This window comes from Pseudomonas sp. Irchel 3A7, from assembly GCF_900187565.1.
Classification (GTDB): Bacteria; Pseudomonadota; Gammaproteobacteria; order Pseudomonadales; family Pseudomonadaceae; genus Aquipseudomonas.
In genome coordinates, this window is record NZ_FYED01000005.1 from 48755 (window position 1) to 68013 (window position 19259).

A 19259-nucleotide genomic window follows, 5' to 3' on the forward strand; every position below is an offset into this window, starting at 1 on the left:
TTCTTCGCGAGCAGGCTCGCTCCCACAGGGGGAGCGAAACGATCCGAATTCTGTTTTCAATGAGACCGAGCCATGCACAACAACAATAAAGAGCTGACCCTCAGCGCCCCGCTCAGCGGCCCGGTGCTCACACTCGCCAAAGTCCCGGATGCGGTGTTTGCCAGCGGCACCATGGGCGACGGGATCGCCATCGACCCGTTGAACGACACCCTGCACGCGCCGTGCGCCGGTGTGGTGGTACACGTCGCGCGCACGGGCCACGCCGTGACCCTGCGGGCCGACAACGGTGCCGAACTGCTGCTGCACCTGGGCCTCGACACGGTCGAACTGCAAGGCCGGGGCTTTTCGATGCTGGTTCAGGAAGGCGCACGGGTTGCCAACGGCCAGCCGTTGCTGCGCTACGATCAGGACCAGGTCGCGCAACAGTGCAAAAGCCTGGTCAGCCTGCTGATTCTCACCAACAGCCAGGACTTTCAGGCCCGTCCCATCACCCTCAAATCAGTGAAAGTCGGCGAGCCGCTGCTGCACATCATCCGCCGCCATGGCGCGGGCGCGCAGGCGGACGTGGAGCTGGCCGGCGAAGAAATGGTCGGCCACATCCGCATTGCCCACCGTGGCGGTTTGCATGCTCGGCCGGCCGCGTTGATTCGGCAAACCGCCCAGGGTTTCAAGAGCAAATCGCAGCTGCATTTCGCCGGTAAATCGGCGAAATGCGACAGCCTGATCGGCCTGATGGGCTTGGCCATCGGCGAGCAGGACGAAGTGCAAGTCAGTTGCCAGGGCACGGACGCCGAAGCCGCACTGCAAGCCTTGTTGACCGCGCTGTCCACGGCACTGCCCGAAGAACATCACGCCGTGGCCCCGACACCGATGATACAACGCAACCGCGTGGCTGAAGCCGGCGTGTTGCATGGCGTCTGCGCCTCTGCGGGGCTGGTCGGCGGGCCACTGTTGCGCTTGAACGCCATCAGCCTGCCTGCGGATGCCGGGCACAACGATCCGGCGCAACAACGGCAAACCCTCGATTGCGCACTGAGCCAGGTCCGCAGTGAAATCGCCGGCACCTTGGCCCAGGCCAGAAAACACAAGAATACTGACGAAGAAGCCATCTTCGCCGCCCACCTGGCGTTACTGGAAGACCCGGCATTGCTGGACGCGGCCCATCTGTCCATCGACCACGGCACGGCGGCTACCCACGCCTGGGCCCAATCGATCGACGTGCAGTGCGACGTGCTCCAGCAACTGGGCAGTTCGCTGTTGGCTGAACGCGCCAACGACTTGCGCGACCTCAAGCAACGGGTGCTGCGCGCCCTGCTTGGTGAAGCCTGGCATTACGACGTACCGCCCGGCGCCATCGTCGCCGCTCACGAGCTGACCCCGTCCGATCTGCTGCAACTGAGCCAGCAAGGTGTCGCCGGGTTGTGCATGGCCGAAGGGGGCGCGACGTCCCATGTGGCGATTCTCGCCCGGGGCAAAGGCTTGCCGTGCCTGGTCGCACTGGGCTCATCGCTGCTGGATCAGGAACAGGGCCAGGCGGTCGTGCTGGACGCGGACGGTGGTCGTCTCGAACTGATGCCAAGCGCCGAACGCCTGGCTGAGGTGCATCAGGCGCAGCTTGATCATCAGAAACGCCGCGCCGAGCAACAGACCCAGGCGCACAGCCCGGCGCAAACCCAGGATGGCCAGCGCATCGAAGTCGCCGCCAATGTTGCCTCCAGCGTCGAAGCCGCGGATGCCTTGGCCAATGGCGCGGATGGCGTCGGCCTCTTGCGTACCGAGTTTCTGTTTGTCGACCGCAATACCGCGCCGGACGAACAGGAGCAACACCGCGCCTATCAAGCGGTCCTCGATGCCATGGGCGACAAGTCGGTGATCATCCGCACCATCGACGTCGGCGGCGACAAGCAACTCGACTATCTGCCCTTGCCCGCCGAAGCGAACCCGGTACTCGGCCTGCGTGGCATTCGCCTGGCCCAGGCCCGCCCGGAACTGCTCGACCAGCAACTGCGCGCGCTGCTGCACGTTACGCCGTTGTCCCGTTGTCGAATCCTGTTGCCGATGGTCACCGAAGTCGACGAGCTACTGCACATCCGCCAACGCCTCGACGCCTTGTGCATCGAGCTGGGCTTGAGCGAGCGCCCGGAGTTGGGGGTGATGATCGAAGTCCCGGCCGCCGCACTGCTGGCCGAGCAACTGGCCGAACACGCGGACTTCCTGTCCATCGGCACCAACGATTTGTCGCAATACACCCTGGCCATGGACCGCGACCATGCCGGCCTCGCCTCAAGGGTCGACGCCCTGCACCCGGCGCTGCTGCGCTTGATCGCCCTGACCTGTGCCGGTGCTGCGCAGCACAAGCGCTGGGTCGGGGTTTGTGGCGCGCTGGCCTCCGATCCGCTGGCCACGCCGGTACTGATCGGGCTGGGCGTGAGCGAACTGTCGGTGAGCCCGGTGCAGATCGGTGAAATCAAGGACCGCGTACGCCACCTCGACGCCAGCGAATGCCGTCGCATCAGCCAGGACCTGCTCAAGCTGAGCAGCGCCTCGGCAGTACGTCATGCCTGTCACCAGCATTGGCCTCTGAGCTAAAGAACAACAAAAAATCCAGGGAGAACCGCCATGTACCAATACTTCATCGAAGGCCTGCAGCGCCTCGGCCGCGCGCTGATGCTGCCGATCGCAATCCTTCCGATTGCCGGCCTGCTGCTGCGCCTGGGCGACACGGACCTGTTGAACATCGCGATCATCCACGACGCCGGTCAGGTGATTTTCGCCAACCTGGCACTGATCTTCGCCATCGGCATCGCCGTCGGGTTCGCCAAGGACAACAACGGCACGGCCGGCCTGGCCGGAGCCATTGGTTATCTGGTGATGGTGTCCACGCTCAAAGTGCTGGATGCGAGCATCAACATGGGCATGCTCGCCGGGATCATCAGCGGCTTGATGGCCGGCGCGCTGTACAACCGGTTCAAGGACATCAAGTTGCCGGAGTACCTGGCATTCTTCGGCGGCCGGCGTTTCGTGCCGATTGTCACAGGTTTCAGTGCGGTAGGCCTGGGTGTTGTGTTCGGCCTGATCTGGCCGCCGGTCCAGCACGGCATCAACGGCTTCGGCGCGTTGCTGCTGGAGAGCGGCAGCATCGGTGCGTTCATTTTCGGTGTGCTCAACCGCCTGCTGATCGTCACCGGCCTGCACCACATCATCAACAACATGGCCTGGTTCGTGTTCGGTAACTTCACCGACCCGACCACGGGCGCCCTGGTGACCGGCGATATATCGCGCTACTTTGCCGGCGACCCGAAAGGTGGCCAGTTCATGACCGGCATGTTCCCGGTGATGCTCTTCGGCCTGCCCGCCGCCTGCCTGGCGATGTACCGCAACGCCCTGCCGGAGCGACGCAAAATCATGGGCGGGATTTTCCTGTCGATGGCCCTGACCTCATTCCTGACCGGCGTCACCGAACCCATCGAATTCGCCTTCATGTTCCTCGCACCGCTGTTGTTCCTGCTGCACGCGCTGCTGACCGGCCTGTCCATGGCCGTCACCAACCTGCTGAACATCCACCTCGGCTTCACCTTTTCCGGCGGCTTCATCGACATGATCCTCGGCTGGGGCAAATCCACCAATGGCTGGCGGGTGGTGCCGGTAGGCCTGGTCTATGCGCTGATCTACTACCTGGTGTTCGATTACTGCATTCGCCGTTTCAACCTCAAGACACCAGGCCGGGAAGACAGCGCCGCGACCGAAAAGACTGCCGTGGCTGAAAGCGACCGTGCCGGGGCCTACATCAAGGCCTTGGGTGGTGCCGAGAACCTGATCACCGTCGGCGCCTGCACCACACGCCTGCGACTGGACATGGTGGATCGCAACAAAGCGTCGGATGCGGACTTGAAAGCGCTGGGTGCCATGGCCGTGGTACGGCCGGGCAAGGGCGGCAGCTTGCAGGTGGTGGTCGGGCCGATGGCCGACAGCATTGCCGATGAGATTCGCCTGGCGATGCCAGCATTGGGGCGCGCGGTGATCTCCACTCCGGCTGCGACGGTCGACGCACCACCACCCGCCGCCATGGCGGCGCCCGAAGCCCGGCAATGGCTGAATGCCTTGGGTGGTGGCGACAATGTGCTGCAACTGAACTGCGTGGCCATGACCCGGATTCGCCTGCTACTGGCCGATGGCAAGGCATTGTCGGAGTGCGATTTGAAGGTGCTGGGTTGTCAGGGGGTGAGTCAGCTTGAGGGCGGCATCTGGCATCTGTTGGTGGGTGACAGGGCCGCAAGCCTGAGTGAGGCGCTGGAAGCGTTGGTCAATCGCAGTGAGGTGAGTGCCAAGGTTTAGATCCTCGGTGCCTGATGAATCGCATTCGCGAGCAGGCTCGCTCCCACAGTGGTTCGGTGTACGCAGATCCATTGTGGGAGCGAGCCTGCTCGCGAAGAGACCCTAAATCGCACCGCAAATCCTGGACAATAAAAAACCCGCTGAAATCACTTCAGCGGGTTTTCTTTTTGGCAGCCCGGAAGATCAGAAATCCTCCAACCGCCACACCTCATACGCTGGTGTCTCGTAGGGATGGCTCTGTTTCAGAGCCGCCACCACCGAGCGAATCAACTCATCGGCCACCACCAGCTCAACCTTCCATTCCTCGACCTGCTCGACTTGCCCCTCTTCACCAATGAACGGCTGACTGCCGTCCAATGGTCGAAACTGGCCAAGCCCCAGCACTTGCCACGCACAGTGGTCGTAAGCACCGATCCGCCCGCCACCGGCGGCGAATACGGCACTTTTGACCACGTCGACATGACTGTCGGGAACAAAAAAGCTGAGCTTGTACACGGCGATCAGTTAACCCAGACGCGAGCGTTACGGAACATACGTATCCAAGGTGCGTCTTCGTTCCAGTCTTCCGAACGCCACGAGTTCTGCACGGCACGGAACACGCGCTCCGGGTGCGGCATCATGATGGTCACGCGACCGTCGCGACTGGTCAAACCGGTGATCCCGCGCGGCGAGCCGTTCGGGTTGGCCGGGTAGCTTTCGGTGACCTTGCCGTGGTTGTCGACGAAACGCATCGCCACGCAACCGGACAGATCGGCTTCCAGCAGTGCTTCTTCGCTGGCGAACTCGGCATGGCCTTCACCGTGGGCGATGGCGATCGGCATACGCGAACCGGCCATGCCTTGCAGGAAGATCGAGTTCGATTCCTGGATCTGCACCATCGCCACGCGGGCTTCGAACTGCTCGGAACGGTTACGCACAAAGTGCGGCCAGAACTCGCTGCCCGGGATCAGCTCGTGCAGGTTGGACATCATCTGGCAACCGTTGCACACGCCGAGGGTGAAGCTGTCGTTACGTTCGAAGAAGCCCTGGAACGCATCGCGGGCACGGCTGTTGAACAGCGCCGACTTGGCCCAGCCTTCACCGGCACCCAGTACGTCGCCGTAGGAGAAACCACCGCAGGCCACCAGGCCCTTGAACTCGTTCAGGTCGACACGGCCGGCCAGAATGTCGCTCATGTGCACGTCGATCGCGTTGAAACCGGCACGGTCGAACGCCGCCGCCATTTCCACCTGACCGTTGACGCCCTGCTCACGCAATACGGCAACCTGTGGACGAATGCCTTTCTTGATGTAAGGCGCGGCGACATCCTGGTTGACGTCGTAGCTGAGCTTGACGCTCAGGCCCGGGTTGTCCTCTTCCAGCAGCACGTCGAATTCCTGATCGGCGCAGTCGGCGTTGTCACGCAGACGCTGGATCTGGTAGCTGGTTTCGGCCCACTGGCGTTGCAGCAGACGACGCTGGCCTTCGAAGACGGTGTCGCCATTGAAAGTGATGCTGATTTCGCCGTTGTTGATCGGCTGCCCGATCACCGACACGCACTCGCCCAGACCGGCAGCGCTGAACTGCGCGAGGATGTCCGGGGTAGCGTCCTGGCGAACCTGGATCACGGCGCCCAGTTCTTCGTTGAACAGGATCGCGGCGATGTCCGCCGAGGTTTCCGCCACGCCGTCGAGGTTCAGGCTCAGGCCGCAGTGACCGGCGAAGGCCATTTCCACGGCACTGGTCAACAGACCACCGTCGGAACGGTCGTGGTAAGCCAGCAGGTGACCGTCGGCGTTGAGGCCCTGGATGACGGCGAAGAAGGCTTTCAGGTCTTCGGCGTCATCGACGTCCGGCGCCTGTTTGCCGAGCTTACCGTGAACCTGGGCAAGGATCGAGGCACCCATGCGGTTCTGGCCGCGGCCCAGGTCGATCAGGATCAGGTCGGTGGTGCCCTTGTCCATGCGCAGTTGCGGGGTCAGGGTCTGACGGATGTCAGTCACTGGCGCGAAACCGGTCACGATCAGCGACATTGGCGAAGTCACCGCCTTGTCCACGCCGTCATCGTTCCAGCGGGTGGCCATGGACATCGAGTCCTTGCCCACCGGAATGGTGATGCCCAGTTCAGGGCACAGTTCCATGCCGACGGCTTTGACGGTGTCGTACAGACGCGCGTCTTCACCTGGGTGACCGGCAGCGGACATCCAGTTTGCCGACAGCTTGATGTCGGAGATCTTGCCGATCCGCGAAGCCGCGATGTTGGTCAGGGTTTCGCCGATGGCCATGCGACCCGACGCCGGGGCGTCCAGCAGCGCCAGCGGAGTCCGCTCGCCCATGGCCATGGCTTCACCGGTATAGACGTCGAAGCTGGTGGCGGTGACGGCAACGTCGGCCACCGGAACCTGCCACGGGCCGACCATCTGATCACGGGCAACAAGGCCGGTGATGGTGCGGTCGCCGATGGTGATCAGGAAGCTTTTGCTGGCCACGGCCGGGTGATGCAGAACGCGCTCGACGCAGTCGGCGATGTTCAGGGTCGACGGATCGAAATCGTCGCCCAGCTCGTTTTCACGAACCACCGAGCGGTGCATGCGCGGAGCCTTGCCCAGCAGCACTTCCAGTGGCATGTCCACCGGGCTGTTGCCGAAGTGGCTATCCGTAACAGTCAGCTGCGGCTCGGCAGTGGCTTCGCCGACCACGGCGAACGGGCAACGCTCGCGTTCGCAGATCGCCTTGAAGCGCTCGAAGTCAGCCGGGCCGACCGCCAGCACGTAACGTTCCTGGGATTCGTTGCTCCAGATTTCGTGCGGGGCCATGCCCGGCTCGTCGTTTGGAATGTTGCGCAGTTCGAAACGGCCACCACGGTCGCCGTCGTTGACCAATTCCGGGAAGGCGTTGGACAGACCGCCCGCGCCCACGTCGTGGATGAAGCTGATCGGGTTCTTGTCACCCAGTTGCCAGCAACGGTCGATGACTTCCTGGCAGCGACGCTCCATTTCCGGGTTTTCGCGTTGTACCGAAGCGAAGTCCAGGTCCGCCGAGCTGGTGCCGGTAGCCATGGAGGAAGCCGCGCCGCCGCCCAGGCCGATCAGCATCGCCGGGCCGCCGAGCACGATCAGCTTGGAGCCGACGACGATCTCGCCTTTCTGGACGTGTTCTTCACGGATGTTGCCCATGCCGCCGGCCAGCATGATCGGCTTGTGGTAACCGCGAACTTCATCACCATGAGGCGTGGTGATGGACTGTTCGAAAGTACGGAAGTAACCGGTCAGCGCCGGACGGCCGAATTCGTTGTTGAACGCAGCGCCGCCCAGCGGGCCTTCGATCATGATGTCCAGTGCGGTGACGATGCGCTCGGGCTTGCCGTACGGCACTTCCCACGGCTGTTCGAAACCCGGGATCTGCAGGTTGGACACGGTGAAACCGGTCAGGCCGGCTTTCGGCTTGGCGCCACGACCGGTCGCGCCTTCGTCACGGATCTCGCCACCGGAACCGGTGGATGCGCCCGGGAACGGGGCAATCGCGGTCGGGTGGTTGTGAGTCTCGACTTTCATCAGGATGTGCACCGGTTCCTGCACCGCGCCGTACTGGCGGGTTTCAGGATCCGGGAAGAAACGCCCGGCCACGGAACCGACGATCACCGAAGCGTTGTCCTTGTAAGCCGACAGCACGCCTTCGTTGTGCATCTGGTAGGTGTTCTTGATCATGCCGAACAGGCTTTTTTCCTGGCTCTGGCCGTCGATGTCCCAACTGGCGTTGAAGATCTTGTGACGGCAGTGCTCGGAGTTCGCCTGGGCGAACATCATCAGTTCGATGTCATGCGGGTTGCGCTTCAAGCCGACGAAGGCGTTGACCAGGTAATCGATCTCGTCTTCGGCCAGGGCCAGGCCCAGCTCGGTGTTGGCTTTTTCCAGCGCGGCGCGACCGCCACCCAACACGTCGATCGCGGTCAGGGGCTTGGGTTCGGCGTGGCTGAACAGGCCGGCGGCTTGTTCCAGGTTGCCCAGGACGATCTGGGTCATGCGGTCGTGCAGCCCTTCAGCAATAAGCTGGGCGTCAGCGTCGCTGAACTGGCCGGCTACATAAAAGGCGATGCCGCGCTCCAGACGCTGGATCTTGGTCAGGCCGCAGTTGCGAGCGATGTCGCTGGCCTTGCTCGACCACGGCGAGATGGTGCCGAAACGCGGCAGCACCAGGAACAGACGACCGGTCGGCTCCTGGACCGGAACGCTTGGACCGTACTTCAGAAGGCGCGCGAGCACCTGCTGTTCGTCGCCGGTCAGGACGCCGGTGACTTCGGCGAAGTGAGCGAATTCAGCATACAGGCCACTGACAGCCGGGACCTTTTGGCTCAGTTGCTCAAGGAGTTTGCTGTGGCGAAAGGCAGAAAGGGCAGGAGCGCCGCGCAGGATCAACATCTTCGGGACAGCCTCGGGAAGGGGTGTGCTTTGAGGCCGTGCATTCTAGCCTAAACAGCCCGCGACATCACCCGAAACGCTACACGCGGTTGCACCCGGGCGTCGGCCCGGCTTTGCGGACCGGTCGCCAGCGTTGATCGAGTCGATTGTGACGGGATATTTTTACTGTCACAAAATGTCGCCAGAGCCCATTCCTGCGGGCTTCACAGCGGTTTTCCCTGCCCTAGCAGACTAGCCCTTTGCTGTCGAGATATGGCGCTCGTGGTCCTTTGCGTATACTGCGCAAATGTTTTCCCCAACGGCTTTGCGTCCGCGGTACGCCAAATGGCTGATCGCAACCGGACTCTTCCTGATGCTCAGTGGCTGTGTTGATAAACCCAACACGCTGGAGCGCGTAAAGGAGGATGGTGTGCTGCGGGTGGTTACCCGTAACAGCCCCGCCACCTACTTTCAGGATCGCAACGGTGAAACCGGCTTCGAATACGAGCTGGTGAAGCGCTTCGCCGACGATCTGGGGGTCGAGCTGAAAATCGAGACCGCCGACAACCTCGACGACCTGTTCAATCAGGTGGGCAAGCCCAACGGCCCGGTTCTGGCGGCTGCCGGCCTGGTCAGTAGTGAGGAACGCAAGAAGCAGGTGCGGTTTTCCCACTCTTATCTGGAAGTCACCCCACAGATCATCTACCGCAACGGCCAGTCGCGTCCGACCGACGCGAAAGATCTGGTGGGCAAGAAGATCATGGTGCTCAAGGGCAGCACCCACGCCGAGCAACTGGCGCAGCTGAAAAAGAAATTTCCCGGCATCGAATACGAAGAGTCCGACGCGGTCGAGGTCGTTGATCTCCTGCGCATGGTGGACGAAGGTCAGGTCGACCTGACGCTGGTCGACTCCAACGAAGTCGCGATGAACCAGGTGTATTTCACCAATATCCGGGTCGCCTTTGACCTGGGTGATGCCAACAACCAGAGCTGGGCGGTGGCCGCCGGCGACGACAACAGCCTGCTTAACGAAATCAACGACTACCTCGACAAGGTCAAGAAAAACGGCACGCTGCAACGCCTCAAGGACCGCTACTACGGGCATGTCGACGTCCTTGGCTACATGGGCGCCACCACGTTTGCCCAACACTTGCAGCAGCGTCTGCCCAAATACGAACAGCACTTCAAGGCGTACGCCAAGAAAGAGAAAGTCGACTGGCGCCTGTTGGCGGCGGTCGGGTATCAGGAATCCCTGTGGCAACCGGCCGTGACCTCCAAGACCGGGGTGCGCGGCCTGATGATGCTGACCCAGAACACCGCGCAGGCCATGGGTGTGTCCAACCGCCTTGACCCCAAGCAAAGCATCATGGGCGGCGCCAAGTACCTGGCCTACGTGAAAGATCAGTTGGACGACTCGATCAAGGAACCGGATCGCACCTGGTTCGCCCTGGCGGCCTACAACGTTGGCGGCGGTCATCTGGATGACGCGCGCAAACTGGCGGCCAAGGAGGGTCTGAATCCGGACAAGTGGCTGGACGTGAAAAAGATCCTGCCGCGCCTGTCCGAGAAGAAGTGGTACAGCAAAACCCGATACGGCTACGCCCGAGGCGGTGAGCCGGTGCACTTCGTGGCGAACATCCGCCGCTACTACGACATCCTGACCTGGGTCACGCAGCCGCAGCTTGAAGGCGATCAGGTGGCCGAGGGCAAATTGCATGTGCCGGGAATAGACAAGACCAAGCCGGCGCAGGAGCCAGCACCGCTTTAACGGCCTTCCCCTATCAAAACTGTGGGAGCGAGCCTGCTCGCGAATGCGGTGTATCAGTCAAAGTCATGTCGACTGACACCCCGCTTTCGCGAGCAGGCTCGCTCCCACAAGGTTTTGTAGTGTGCTTCAGGCCTTGGCGGCAGCCGCAAGAATCAGCGCCTTCATCTCCGAAACAGCCGACTTGAAGCCAACGAACAACGCATGAGCCACCAGCGCATGGCCGATGTTCAGTTCGTTGATACCCTTGATCGCGGCAACGGCTTCGACGTTGTGATAATGCAGACCGTGGCCGGCATTGACGATCAGCCCCTGGGCCAGGCCAAACGCCACACCGTCCGCGACACGCTTGAGCTCTTCGGCAACGTCGGTGGGCGTCTCGGCGTCGGCATAACGCCCGGTGTGCAGCTCGATGGCTGGAGCACCGACACGGCGCGAAGCTTCGATCTGCCGCTCATCGGCATCAATAAACAGTGACACTTCAGCGCCGATCTTCGACAGGCGCTCCACAGCAGCCTTGATCCGCGCTTCCTGCCCCGCCACGTCCAGACCACCTTCGGTCGTCAGCTCCTGACGGGTTTCCGGTACCAGGCAGATGTGCGCCGGACGGATACGCTCGGCAAACGCCATCATTTCTTCGGTGACGCCCATTTCGAAGTTCATGCGGGTTTGCAGCACGTCCTTGAGCAGCAGCACGTCGCGCTCCTGAATGTGCCGGCGGTCTTCACGCAGGTGAACGGTAATACCGTCAGCGCCCGCCTCTTCCGCATCCAGTGCTGCCTTGACCGGGTCCGGGTAGCGTGTGCCCCGGGCCTGACGCAGGGTGGCAACGTGGTCGATGTTCACGCCAAGAAGAATGCGGGTGCTGGTGGTCACGGAAGCGCTCCAGAAGAAGAGAAAGTTCGGTGCACAGCATACGGGGAGACTACGGCTTGCGAAACAGCTCACGGCTAACCAAGGGGCGACCGCCAAGGTGAACAGCCAGCGCCTGACGCATCAGGCGCTTGGCGGCGGACAAGGCGCCGGGGGCGGACCAGTCGGCCTCGGCCATGGCCAGCAACTCGACGCCATTGAACAGACCCGGTTGCAGCAGATAGACCCGTTCCAGCCCCGCATCCACTTGCAAGCGATAAAGACCGTCCGGGGCGATGGGGTCGCCATGCATGTCGGCATTGAGAGCAAAGCCGTAACCGAGGTCGTCGAGCAGCCGCCATTCGAAGGAGCGCAGCAAGGGTTCCAATGGTCGACCTTCGGCCAAGGCCAGCAAGGTCGCGGCGTAATGCTCGAACACACCGGGATGAGGGTCTTCGGCGGGCAGCAGGCGAATCAGCAGTTCGTTGAGATACAGGCCACTGAACAGCGCCTCGCCATTGAGCCAGGTGGACACGCCGGCACTTTCCATGCGCCCGACATTTTTCAGCTCGCCACGACCGCGAAACTCGACTTCCAGCGGCACGAACGGCCGTGCCAGTGTCCCCGCCTTGCCCCGCGCACTGCGCAGCACTGCCCGCAGCCGGCCTTGCGGCGTGAGGAAGTCCACCAGGGCACTGCTTTCGCGGTAGGCGCGACTGTGGAGGACGTAGGCGGGTTGGCCGATTGGCTGGGACATGGAGCTCTCGATGACGGAACGCGATTTTACAATCAACCCAAAACCACTGTGGGAGCGAGCCTGCTCGCGAAAGCGGTGTGACAGTCAACATCAATGCTGAATGTTACATCCTCTTCGCGAGCAGGCTCGCTCCCACAATTGAATCGGTGTGCTGCTGGGCGATTTACAGGTCGCCGTAGCCCAGCGAACGCAACGCACGTTCGTCGTCGGACCAGCCACCCTTAACCTTCACCCAAAGGTTAAGCATGATCTTGGAGTCGAACAGCAGCTCCATGTCCTTGCGCGCTTCCGTACCGATGCGCTTGATGCGCTCGCCCTTGTCGCCAATGATGATTTTCTTCTGGCCATCACGCTCGACGAGGATCAAGGCATGAATGTGCAGGGTTTTGCCCTGTTGCTTGAACTCTTCGATTTCAACGGTGATCTGGTAGGGCAGCTCGGCGCCCATCTGACGCATGATTTTTTCACGCACCAGCTCGGCAGCAAGGAAGCGGCTGCTGCGGTCGGTGATCTGGTCTTCCGGGAAGAAGTGATCGTTTTCCGGCAAGTGCTCGGCAATCACCCGCTCAAGCGCATCGAGGTTGTGCCCGTGCTGAGCCGAGATCGGGATGATCTGTGCGTTCGGTAGCTGTTCCTGCAACCAGGACAGGTGCGGCATCAGCTCGGCCTTGTCCTCGATGCGGTCGGTCTTGTTCAGGGCGACGATCAGCGGGCCGGTCACGTACTGCACGCGTTCGAGGACCATCTGGTCTTCTTCGGTCCACTTGGTGCGGTCAACCACGAAGATCACCACGTCGACGTCTTTCAACGCTGCCGAAGCGGTCTTGTTCATGTAGCGGTTCAGGGCTTTCTCGCCACCCTTGTGCATGCCGGGCGTGTCGACGTAGATCGCCTGCACGTCGCCTTCGGTCTTGATGCCGAGCATGTTGTGACGGGTGGTTTGCGGTTTGCGCGAGGTGATCGCCAGCTTCTGACCCAGGATGTGGTTCAGCAACGTGGACTTGCCCACGTTCGGACGGCCGACGATGGCAACATAGCCACAGCGAGTTGCGTTTGTATCAGTCATTGCCATTCTCCACACCCAGGGCAATCAGTGCTGCGGCGGCCGCTACCTGTTCGGCAATGCGACGGCTCACACCCTGACCTCGGCTTTTTTCATTCAATAGGATGATCTCGCATTCGACGAAGAACGTCCGGCAATGCGGTTCACCCTGGATATCCACCACTTCGTAACGCGGCAGCTCACAACCACGGGACTGCAGAAATTCCTGCAGGCGGGTTTTCGGATCCTTGTTGGTGTCGACCAGCGTCAGGCCTTCGAACTCGCCGGCCAGCCAGGCCAGTACGCGCTCGCGTGCCACCTCAATGCCGGCGTCCAGGTAGATCGCTCCGATCAGCGCTTCAAGCGCATCGGCCAGGATCGACTCGCGACGGAAACCGCCACTTTTCAGCTCGCCCGAACCCAGGCGCAGGTATTCGCCCAGATCGAAACCACGGGCCAGCACGGCCAGGGTCTCACCTTTCACCAGACGCGCGCGCAAACGCGACAACTGGCCTTCGCGGGCCAACGGGAAGCGATCGAACAGCGCCTCGCCGGCGACGAAGTTGAGGATGGCGTCACCGAGGAATTCCAGGCGCTCGTTGTTACGCCCGGCAAAGCTGCGGTGAGTCAGGGCCAGGACCATCAGTTCCTGATCCTTGAAGGTGTAACCGAGCTGACGCTCGAGACGGCTTAAAGAGACGCTCACGGTTTACCCACGCTGAGTTCGTGGTTGGATTCCACCGCCATCGCCGAAAGTCGGCGCAGGCTTGGGACAATTAACGCTGTGTTCAAAAATAACGTCCTGAATATCATTGGCTTCATGCTTCCGGCGCCGAATCTGTCGACTCCAGAAATGCATTCGGCGCTGTGTTCAACAGCGCCGTGTTTGATTACTGGATCAGGCCAACCCGCGAGAAATTCGGCAGGTGACTGAGTTTGGGTTCCGGCCAGCTCATCCAGACTGCAAAGGCCTTGCCGACGATATTCTTGTCGGGAACCATGCCCAGCAGATCCTTGGGAATGCTCGGATCATCCCAGTAGCGACTGTCGTTCGAGTTGTCGCGGTTGTCGCCCATCATGAAGTAGTGCCCGGCAGGCACGGTCCACGAACGGTCCGGCGTTGCACGGTAGCGGCTCATTTCCTTGCGGATCATGTGCTCGGCGACACCGAGTTTTTCCTTGTAGAGCTCGGCACTGCCCAGCGTGCCCGGCTCGGAGCCGACCAGTTGCTCGGCAATCGACTCACCGTTGACGAACAGACGCTTGTCGGCGGTGTAACGAACCTGATCACCCGGCAAGCCAACGACACGCTTGATGTAGTTGACGTTCGGATCGCTCGGATAGCGAAACACCATCACATCACCGCGTTGTGGCTCACCGACTTCGATGACTTTCTTGTCGATCACCGGCAGGCGGATCCCGTAGGAAAACTTGCTCACCAGGATGAAGTCGCCGACATCCAGGGTCGGCTTCATCGAGCCGGACGGAATCTGGAACGGTTCCACCAGGAACGAACGCAGCACCAGCACGATGAACAACACCGGGAAGAACGATTTGCCGTACTCGACCAGCAACGGCTCCTTGTTCAGTTTCTCGACCACCACCATGTCAGGCTGGCTGACGCTGCCCTCATAGGAGGCAATGGCGGCCCGCCGACGCGGCGCCAGGAACAGCACATCGAGCAACGCCAACAGGCCGCAGACGAACACGGCGATGACCAGCAACAGCGGGAAATTTAGTGACATAGGACCTAGCTATCCAACCTGAGCACCGCAAGGAAGGCTTCTTGTGGAATTTCCACGTTACCGACCTGCTTCATGCGTTTTTTACCGGCCTTTTGCTTTTCCAGCAGCTTTTTCTTACGGCTGACGTCACCACCGTAGCATTTGGCCAATACGTTCTTTCTGAGTGCCTTGACGGTTGTACGCGCCACAATCTGACCGCCAATGGCGGCCTGGATTGCCACGTCGAACATCTGCCGCGGAATCAGGTCTTTCATCTTCTCGGTCAACTGGCGACCTTTGTAGTGCGAGTTGTCACGGTGCACGATCAGCGCCAGGGCGTCGACCTTGTCGCCGTTGATCAGCACGTCCAGCTTCACCAGGCTAGCCGATTGGTAACGATCGAAATGGTAGTCCAGAGAAGCATAGCCGCGACTGGTGGATTTCAGACGGTCAAAGAAGTCCAGCACCACTTCGTTCATCGGCAGGTCGTAGGTCACTTGCACCTGGGAGCCGAGGAACAGCATATCGACCTGTACGCCACGCTTCTCGATGCACAGGGTAATGACGTTACCCAGGTGCTCTTGCGGCACAAGGATATTGGCGCGCACGATCGGCTCGCGCATGTCTTCGATGGCAGACAGGTCCGGCAGCTTGGACGGGTTATCGACGTAGATCGTCTCGCCGGTCTTGAGCAGCAGCTCAAAGATTACCGTCGGCGCCGTGGTGATCAGGTCCAGGTTGTATTCGCGCTCGAGGCGCTCCTGGATGATTTCCATGTGCAACATGCCGAGGAAGCCGCAACGGAAGCCGAAGCCCAGTGCATCCGAGCTTTCCGGGGTGTACTGCAGCGACGAATCGTTGAGGGTGAGCTTTTGCAGCGCCTCGCGGAAGTCTTCGAAATCGTCGGAGCTGACCGGGAACAAGCCGGCGTAAACCTGCGGCTGGATGCGTTTGAACCCCGGCAGCACATCGACGTCCGGCGTCGAGCTCAAGGTCAGGGTATCGCCCACTGGCGCACCGTGAATGTCCTTGATGCTGGCGATGATGAAGCCCACTTCACCGGCTTTCAGGTCGGCGGTAGGGGTGTGTTTCGGGTTGAATACACCGACGCTGTCCACCAGGTGGATCTTGCCGGTGGACTTGACCAGGATCTTGTCGCCCTTCTTCACGCGGCCGTGGCGAACGCGAACCAGGGAGACAACACCCAGGTAGTTGTCGAACCAGGAGTCGATGATCAACGCTTGCAGCGGATCTTCGATGTTGCCGGTCGGCGCCGGGATGGTGGTGACCAGGCGCTCGAGTACTTCATCGACGCCCAGACCGGTCTTGGCAGAGCAGGTAACCGCGTCGGTGGCATCGATGCCGATGATTTTTTCGATTTCTTCCTTGACGCGCTCCGGATCGGCCTGTGGCAGGTCGATCTTGTTCAGCACCGGCATCACTTCCAGGCCCTGCTCGATCGCTGTGTAGCAGTTGGCTACCGATTGAGCTTCCACACCCTGACCGGCATCGACCACCAGCAGCGCACCTTCGCAGGCCGCCAGCGAGCGGCTGACTTCGTAGGTGAAGTCAACGTGGCCGGGGGTGTCAATGAAGTTCAGCTGGTAGTTGATACCATCTTTGGCCTTGTAATACAGAGTGACGCTGTGAGCCTTGATGGTGATCCCGCGCTCGCGTTCAAGGTCCATGGAGTCCAGCACCTGGGCTTCCATTTCACGCTCGGCCAGGCCGCCGCACATCTGGATGAAGCGATCGGCCAGCGTCGACTTGCCATGGTCAATGTGGGCGATGATGGAGAAATTGCGGATATGACTCAAATCACTCACGGATCAACACTCAAAAAGGCTGCAGGCATAGCCCGCCGAAAAATAGCCGGGAATTGTACCTGATCCACGACGCAAGCGTCACGTTCGCAGGTCAGACGGCGCGTACAAAAACGCCCCGATCTTGCGACAGGGGCGTTTTTCATGACGCGTGAAGCGGGAAATACCCCGCCATCAACCGGCGCGACGCAACAGCCAGAGCCCCGCCAGGGCGCAGACACTCGCCGGCACCAGCACCGCAAACAGCGGCGAGAAACCGAACACCAGGCTCGAAGGCCCCAGCAAATCCTGGGCAATGCGGAAGGTGAAGCCCACCAGCACACCGGTAAACACCCGCTGACCGAGGGTCACCGAGCGCAACGGGCCGAAGATGAAGGAAATCGCCATCAGCACCAGAGCGGCAGTGACCAGCGGCTGCAACACCTTGACCCAAAATGCCAGCCAGTAACGGCCATTGCTCAGCCCCTGGTCCGCCAGGTAGTGGATGTAACCCCACAGGCCGGTGATCGACAGCGAATCGGGCGCCATCACCACCGTGCTCAGCAGTTGCGGGCTCAATGCCACGTCCCAGCGTTCGACCGGAATGCTGACCACTTCAGTGCTCTTTTCATGGAACAGCGTGGTGGTGACGTCGCTCAACTGCCAGTGGTCCGTGTCGAACGCTGCCCGCTTGGCGAAGCTGGACGACAGGATGCGACGCTGATCATCGAAGCGGTAGCGGGTCACGCCATACAGCAGGCCATTGGGTTGCACGGAATTGACGTGGATGAACTCGTCGCCCTGGCGGTGCCACAGGCCGTGCTTGGCACTTTGAGAATCGCCGCTGCCCTGGGCCAGCGAACGGTTGGCCTGTGCGGTGCTTTCGGTTGCCGGCGCGACATACTCGCCAATCAACACGCCTACCACCATCAGCACCAGCATCGGCTTCATCACCGCCCAGACGATCCGTCCGACCGATACACCGGCCGCGCGCATGATGGTCAGTTCGCTGTTGCTGGCCAGGCTGCCGAGACCGATCAGGCAGCCGATCAGCGCGGCCATCGGCAGCATGTCATACAGACGACGCGGCGCGGTCAGCAACACGTAACTCAGAATATCGACCAGGGTATAGGTGTCGCTGGCATCGCCCATCTCATCGATGAACGCGAACAACGTCGCCAGACCGAGAATGATCCCCAAAACAGCCAGGATGGCCATGAACACACTGCTACCGATGTAGCGGTCGAGCTTAACCACGGGCCACCTCCAGTGCGTCGCGGCGGCTCGCCATCTTCAAGCGCAAGGGCTCCCAATAGAGCAAGCCCAGGCCAATGGCCAGGAAGATCCCGTGCACCCACCACAAGCCCAGCGCCGGTGGAATCTTGCCCTTTTCGAGGGCACCGCGAGCGGCAATCAGGATGGTCAGGTAAGCCATATAAAGAAGAATCGCCGGCAGCAGCTTGAGGAAACGGCCCTGGCGCGGATTGACCCGCGACAGCGGCACCGCCATCAAGGTCACGATGAACACCAGCAACGGCAGGGACAGTCGCCATTGCAGCTCGGTACGGGAACGGATGTCGTCACTGCCCAGCAAGGATGCGGTGGTCATTGCATCGCGATCGGTCACTTCATCGCTGACATCCGGCTTGGGCAGCAGTACGCCGTACTCTTCGTACTTGATCGCCCGGTAATCGGCCTGCCCCGGGTTACCGTCATAGCGGTAGCCGTTGTCGAGGATCAGGTAGCGATTGCCGTCGGGACGGATTTCCTGGCGACCCTTTTCGGCTACCAACACGGAGATACCGCGATCTTTCTTGTCGGAGCTGATGTTCTTTTGCGAAATGAACACACCACCCAGGTTGATGCGGTCATCCGATAACTGCTCGGTGTACGTCACCCGGGTGCCGTCGCGCAGGGCCTGGAAACGGCCTGGTTCCAGGGTGTCGAACTCGGTCAGGGCATCCTGCTTGTTCAGCAGCAACTGGAACTGATTGGCGCCTTGTGGTGCCAGGCTCAGGCTCAACCAGGCAACCACCAGCGCCACGATCGTGGCCGGGAACAGGGTCATGCGAAACAGGCGTTGCTGGCTCATGCCGGTGGCAGAGAGCACGGTCATCTCGCTTTCGAGGTACAAACGACCGTAGGACAGCAGGATCCCGAGAAACAGGCCCAGCGGCAGGATCAGTTGCAGGAACCCCGGCAGGCGAAAGCCCATGATCAGGAACAGCGAGCCCGGATCCAGTTGACCCGAAGCCGCCTGGGCGAGGTATTTGATGAAGCGTCCGCTCATGATGATGACCAGCAATACGCCGCTGACGGCGCTCAAGGTCAACAGGACTTCGCGGGATAGATAACGGAAGACGATCAAACCAGACACTCCAGGGTTGTCAGGCTAAGGCGGCCGAACAAGCAAACATATCAGACAGCCCGCAAGGCAGAGCCGCCGAAAAAAGATGGCGCATTATCCTGTGATTGGGTGCGCCTGTCACTGCGCAATGCAGGGAAACGCCTGTAGGAGCGAGCTCGCTCGCGATGCTGGGCAACGATAACTCGGGATCTCTGACAGCCCGTGCCGCACTCGGGTTCACCGCGAGCGAACTCGCTCC

Annotated in this window: 13 protein-coding genes; 3 read left to right on the forward strand and 10 right to left on the reverse strand. The window is 61.2% G+C overall.

Features of this window, described 5'->3' with window-relative positions; genetic code table 11:
• Window positions 1–72: 72 nt before the first annotated feature.
• Both ptsP and nagE read left to right on the forward strand, forming a co-directional pair.
• Window positions 73–2589 (forward strand): phosphoenolpyruvate--protein phosphotransferase, encoded by a 2517-nt coding sequence (gene ptsP / locus CKW21_RS09625; RefSeq protein WP_095193749.1) that lies wholly within the window; start codon window positions 73–75, stop codon window positions 2587–2589.
• A 30-nt stretch (window positions 2590–2619) separates the two neighbouring features.
• Window positions 2620–4335 (forward strand): N-acetylglucosamine-specific PTS transporter subunit IIBC, encoded by a 1716-nt coding sequence (gene nagE / locus CKW21_RS09630; RefSeq protein ID WP_095193750.1) that lies wholly within the window; start codon window positions 2620–2622, stop codon window positions 4333–4335.
• A 183-nt stretch (window positions 4336–4518) separates the two neighbouring features.
• On the opposite strand, the gene cutA is transcribed toward nagE, so the two are convergent.
• Window positions 4519–4830, reverse strand: a complete 312-nt coding sequence (gene cutA / locus CKW21_RS09635) for a divalent cation tolerance protein CutA (protein WP_095193751.1) — start codon at window positions 4828–4830, stop codon at window positions 4519–4521.
• Between the two features lie 5 nt (window positions 4831–4835).
• On the reverse strand, window positions 4836–8732 hold the full coding sequence (purL, locus tag CKW21_RS09640) for a phosphoribosylformylglycinamidine synthase (RefSeq protein WP_095193752.1): 3897 nt from the start codon (window positions 8730–8732) through the stop codon (window positions 4836–4838).
• Window positions 8733–9018: 286 nt separating this feature from the next.
• Here purL and mltF point away from each other — a divergent pair, with 286 nt between their 5' ends.
• Entirely contained in the window at window positions 9019–10479 is a 1461-nt protein-coding gene (gene mltF, locus CKW21_RS09645; RefSeq protein ID WP_095193753.1) for a membrane-bound lytic murein transglycosylase MltF, read from the forward strand.
• Window positions 10480–10605: 126 nt separating this feature from the next.
• Here mltF and pdxJ read toward each other — a convergent pair whose 3' ends face one another.
• The 8 genes from pdxJ to lptF all read right to left on the reverse strand — a co-directional run bounded on the left by pdxJ (window position 10606) and on the right by lptF (window position 19021).
• Window positions 10606–11352, reverse strand: a complete 747-nt coding sequence (gene pdxJ, locus CKW21_RS09650; protein WP_095193754.1) for a pyridoxine 5'-phosphate synthase — start codon at window positions 11350–11352, stop codon at window positions 10606–10608.
• Window positions 11353–11401: 49 nt separating this feature from the next.
• Window positions 11402–12085 (reverse strand): DNA repair protein RecO, encoded by a 684-nt coding sequence (gene recO / locus CKW21_RS09655; protein ID WP_095193755.1) that lies wholly within the window; start codon window positions 12083–12085, stop codon window positions 11402–11404.
• A gap of 163 nt (window positions 12086–12248) precedes the next feature.
• Window positions 12249–13151 carry a GTPase Era gene (gene era / locus CKW21_RS09660; RefSeq protein WP_007973959.1) on the reverse strand — a complete coding sequence of 301 codons (903 nt, stop codon included), beginning with the start codon at window positions 13149–13151 and terminating at the stop codon, window positions 12249–12251.
• Window positions 13144–13833, reverse strand: a complete 690-nt coding sequence (rnc, locus tag CKW21_RS09665; protein WP_095193756.1) for a ribonuclease III — start codon at window positions 13831–13833, stop codon at window positions 13144–13146. The genes era and rnc overlap by 8 nt, the downstream gene beginning before the upstream one ends.
• 184 nt (window positions 13834–14017) lie before the next feature.
• The gene (gene lepB / locus CKW21_RS09670; protein WP_095193757.1) at window positions 14018–14872 is read right to left on the reverse strand and encodes a signal peptidase I; all 855 of its coding nucleotides are present in this window, start codon (window positions 14870–14872) and stop codon (window positions 14018–14020) included.
• Window positions 14873–14877: 5 nt separating this feature from the next.
• On the reverse strand, window positions 14878–16677 hold the full coding sequence (lepA, locus tag CKW21_RS09675) for a translation elongation factor 4 (protein ID WP_008020289.1): 1800 nt from the start codon (window positions 16675–16677) through the stop codon (window positions 14878–14880).
• A 171-nt stretch (window positions 16678–16848) separates the two neighbouring features.
• Window positions 16849–17910: an LPS export ABC transporter permease LptG gene (gene lptG / locus CKW21_RS09680; RefSeq protein ID WP_095193758.1), complete on the reverse strand. Its 1062-nt coding sequence runs from the start codon at window positions 17908–17910 to the stop codon at window positions 16849–16851.
• Complete coding sequence (gene lptF, locus CKW21_RS09685) at window positions 17903–19021, reverse strand: LPS export ABC transporter permease LptF (RefSeq protein WP_095193759.1); 1119 nt, start codon at window positions 19019–19021, stop codon at window positions 17903–17905. The genes lptG and lptF overlap by 8 nt, the downstream gene beginning before the upstream one ends.
• Between the last annotated feature and the right edge of the window lie 238 nt (window positions 19022–19259).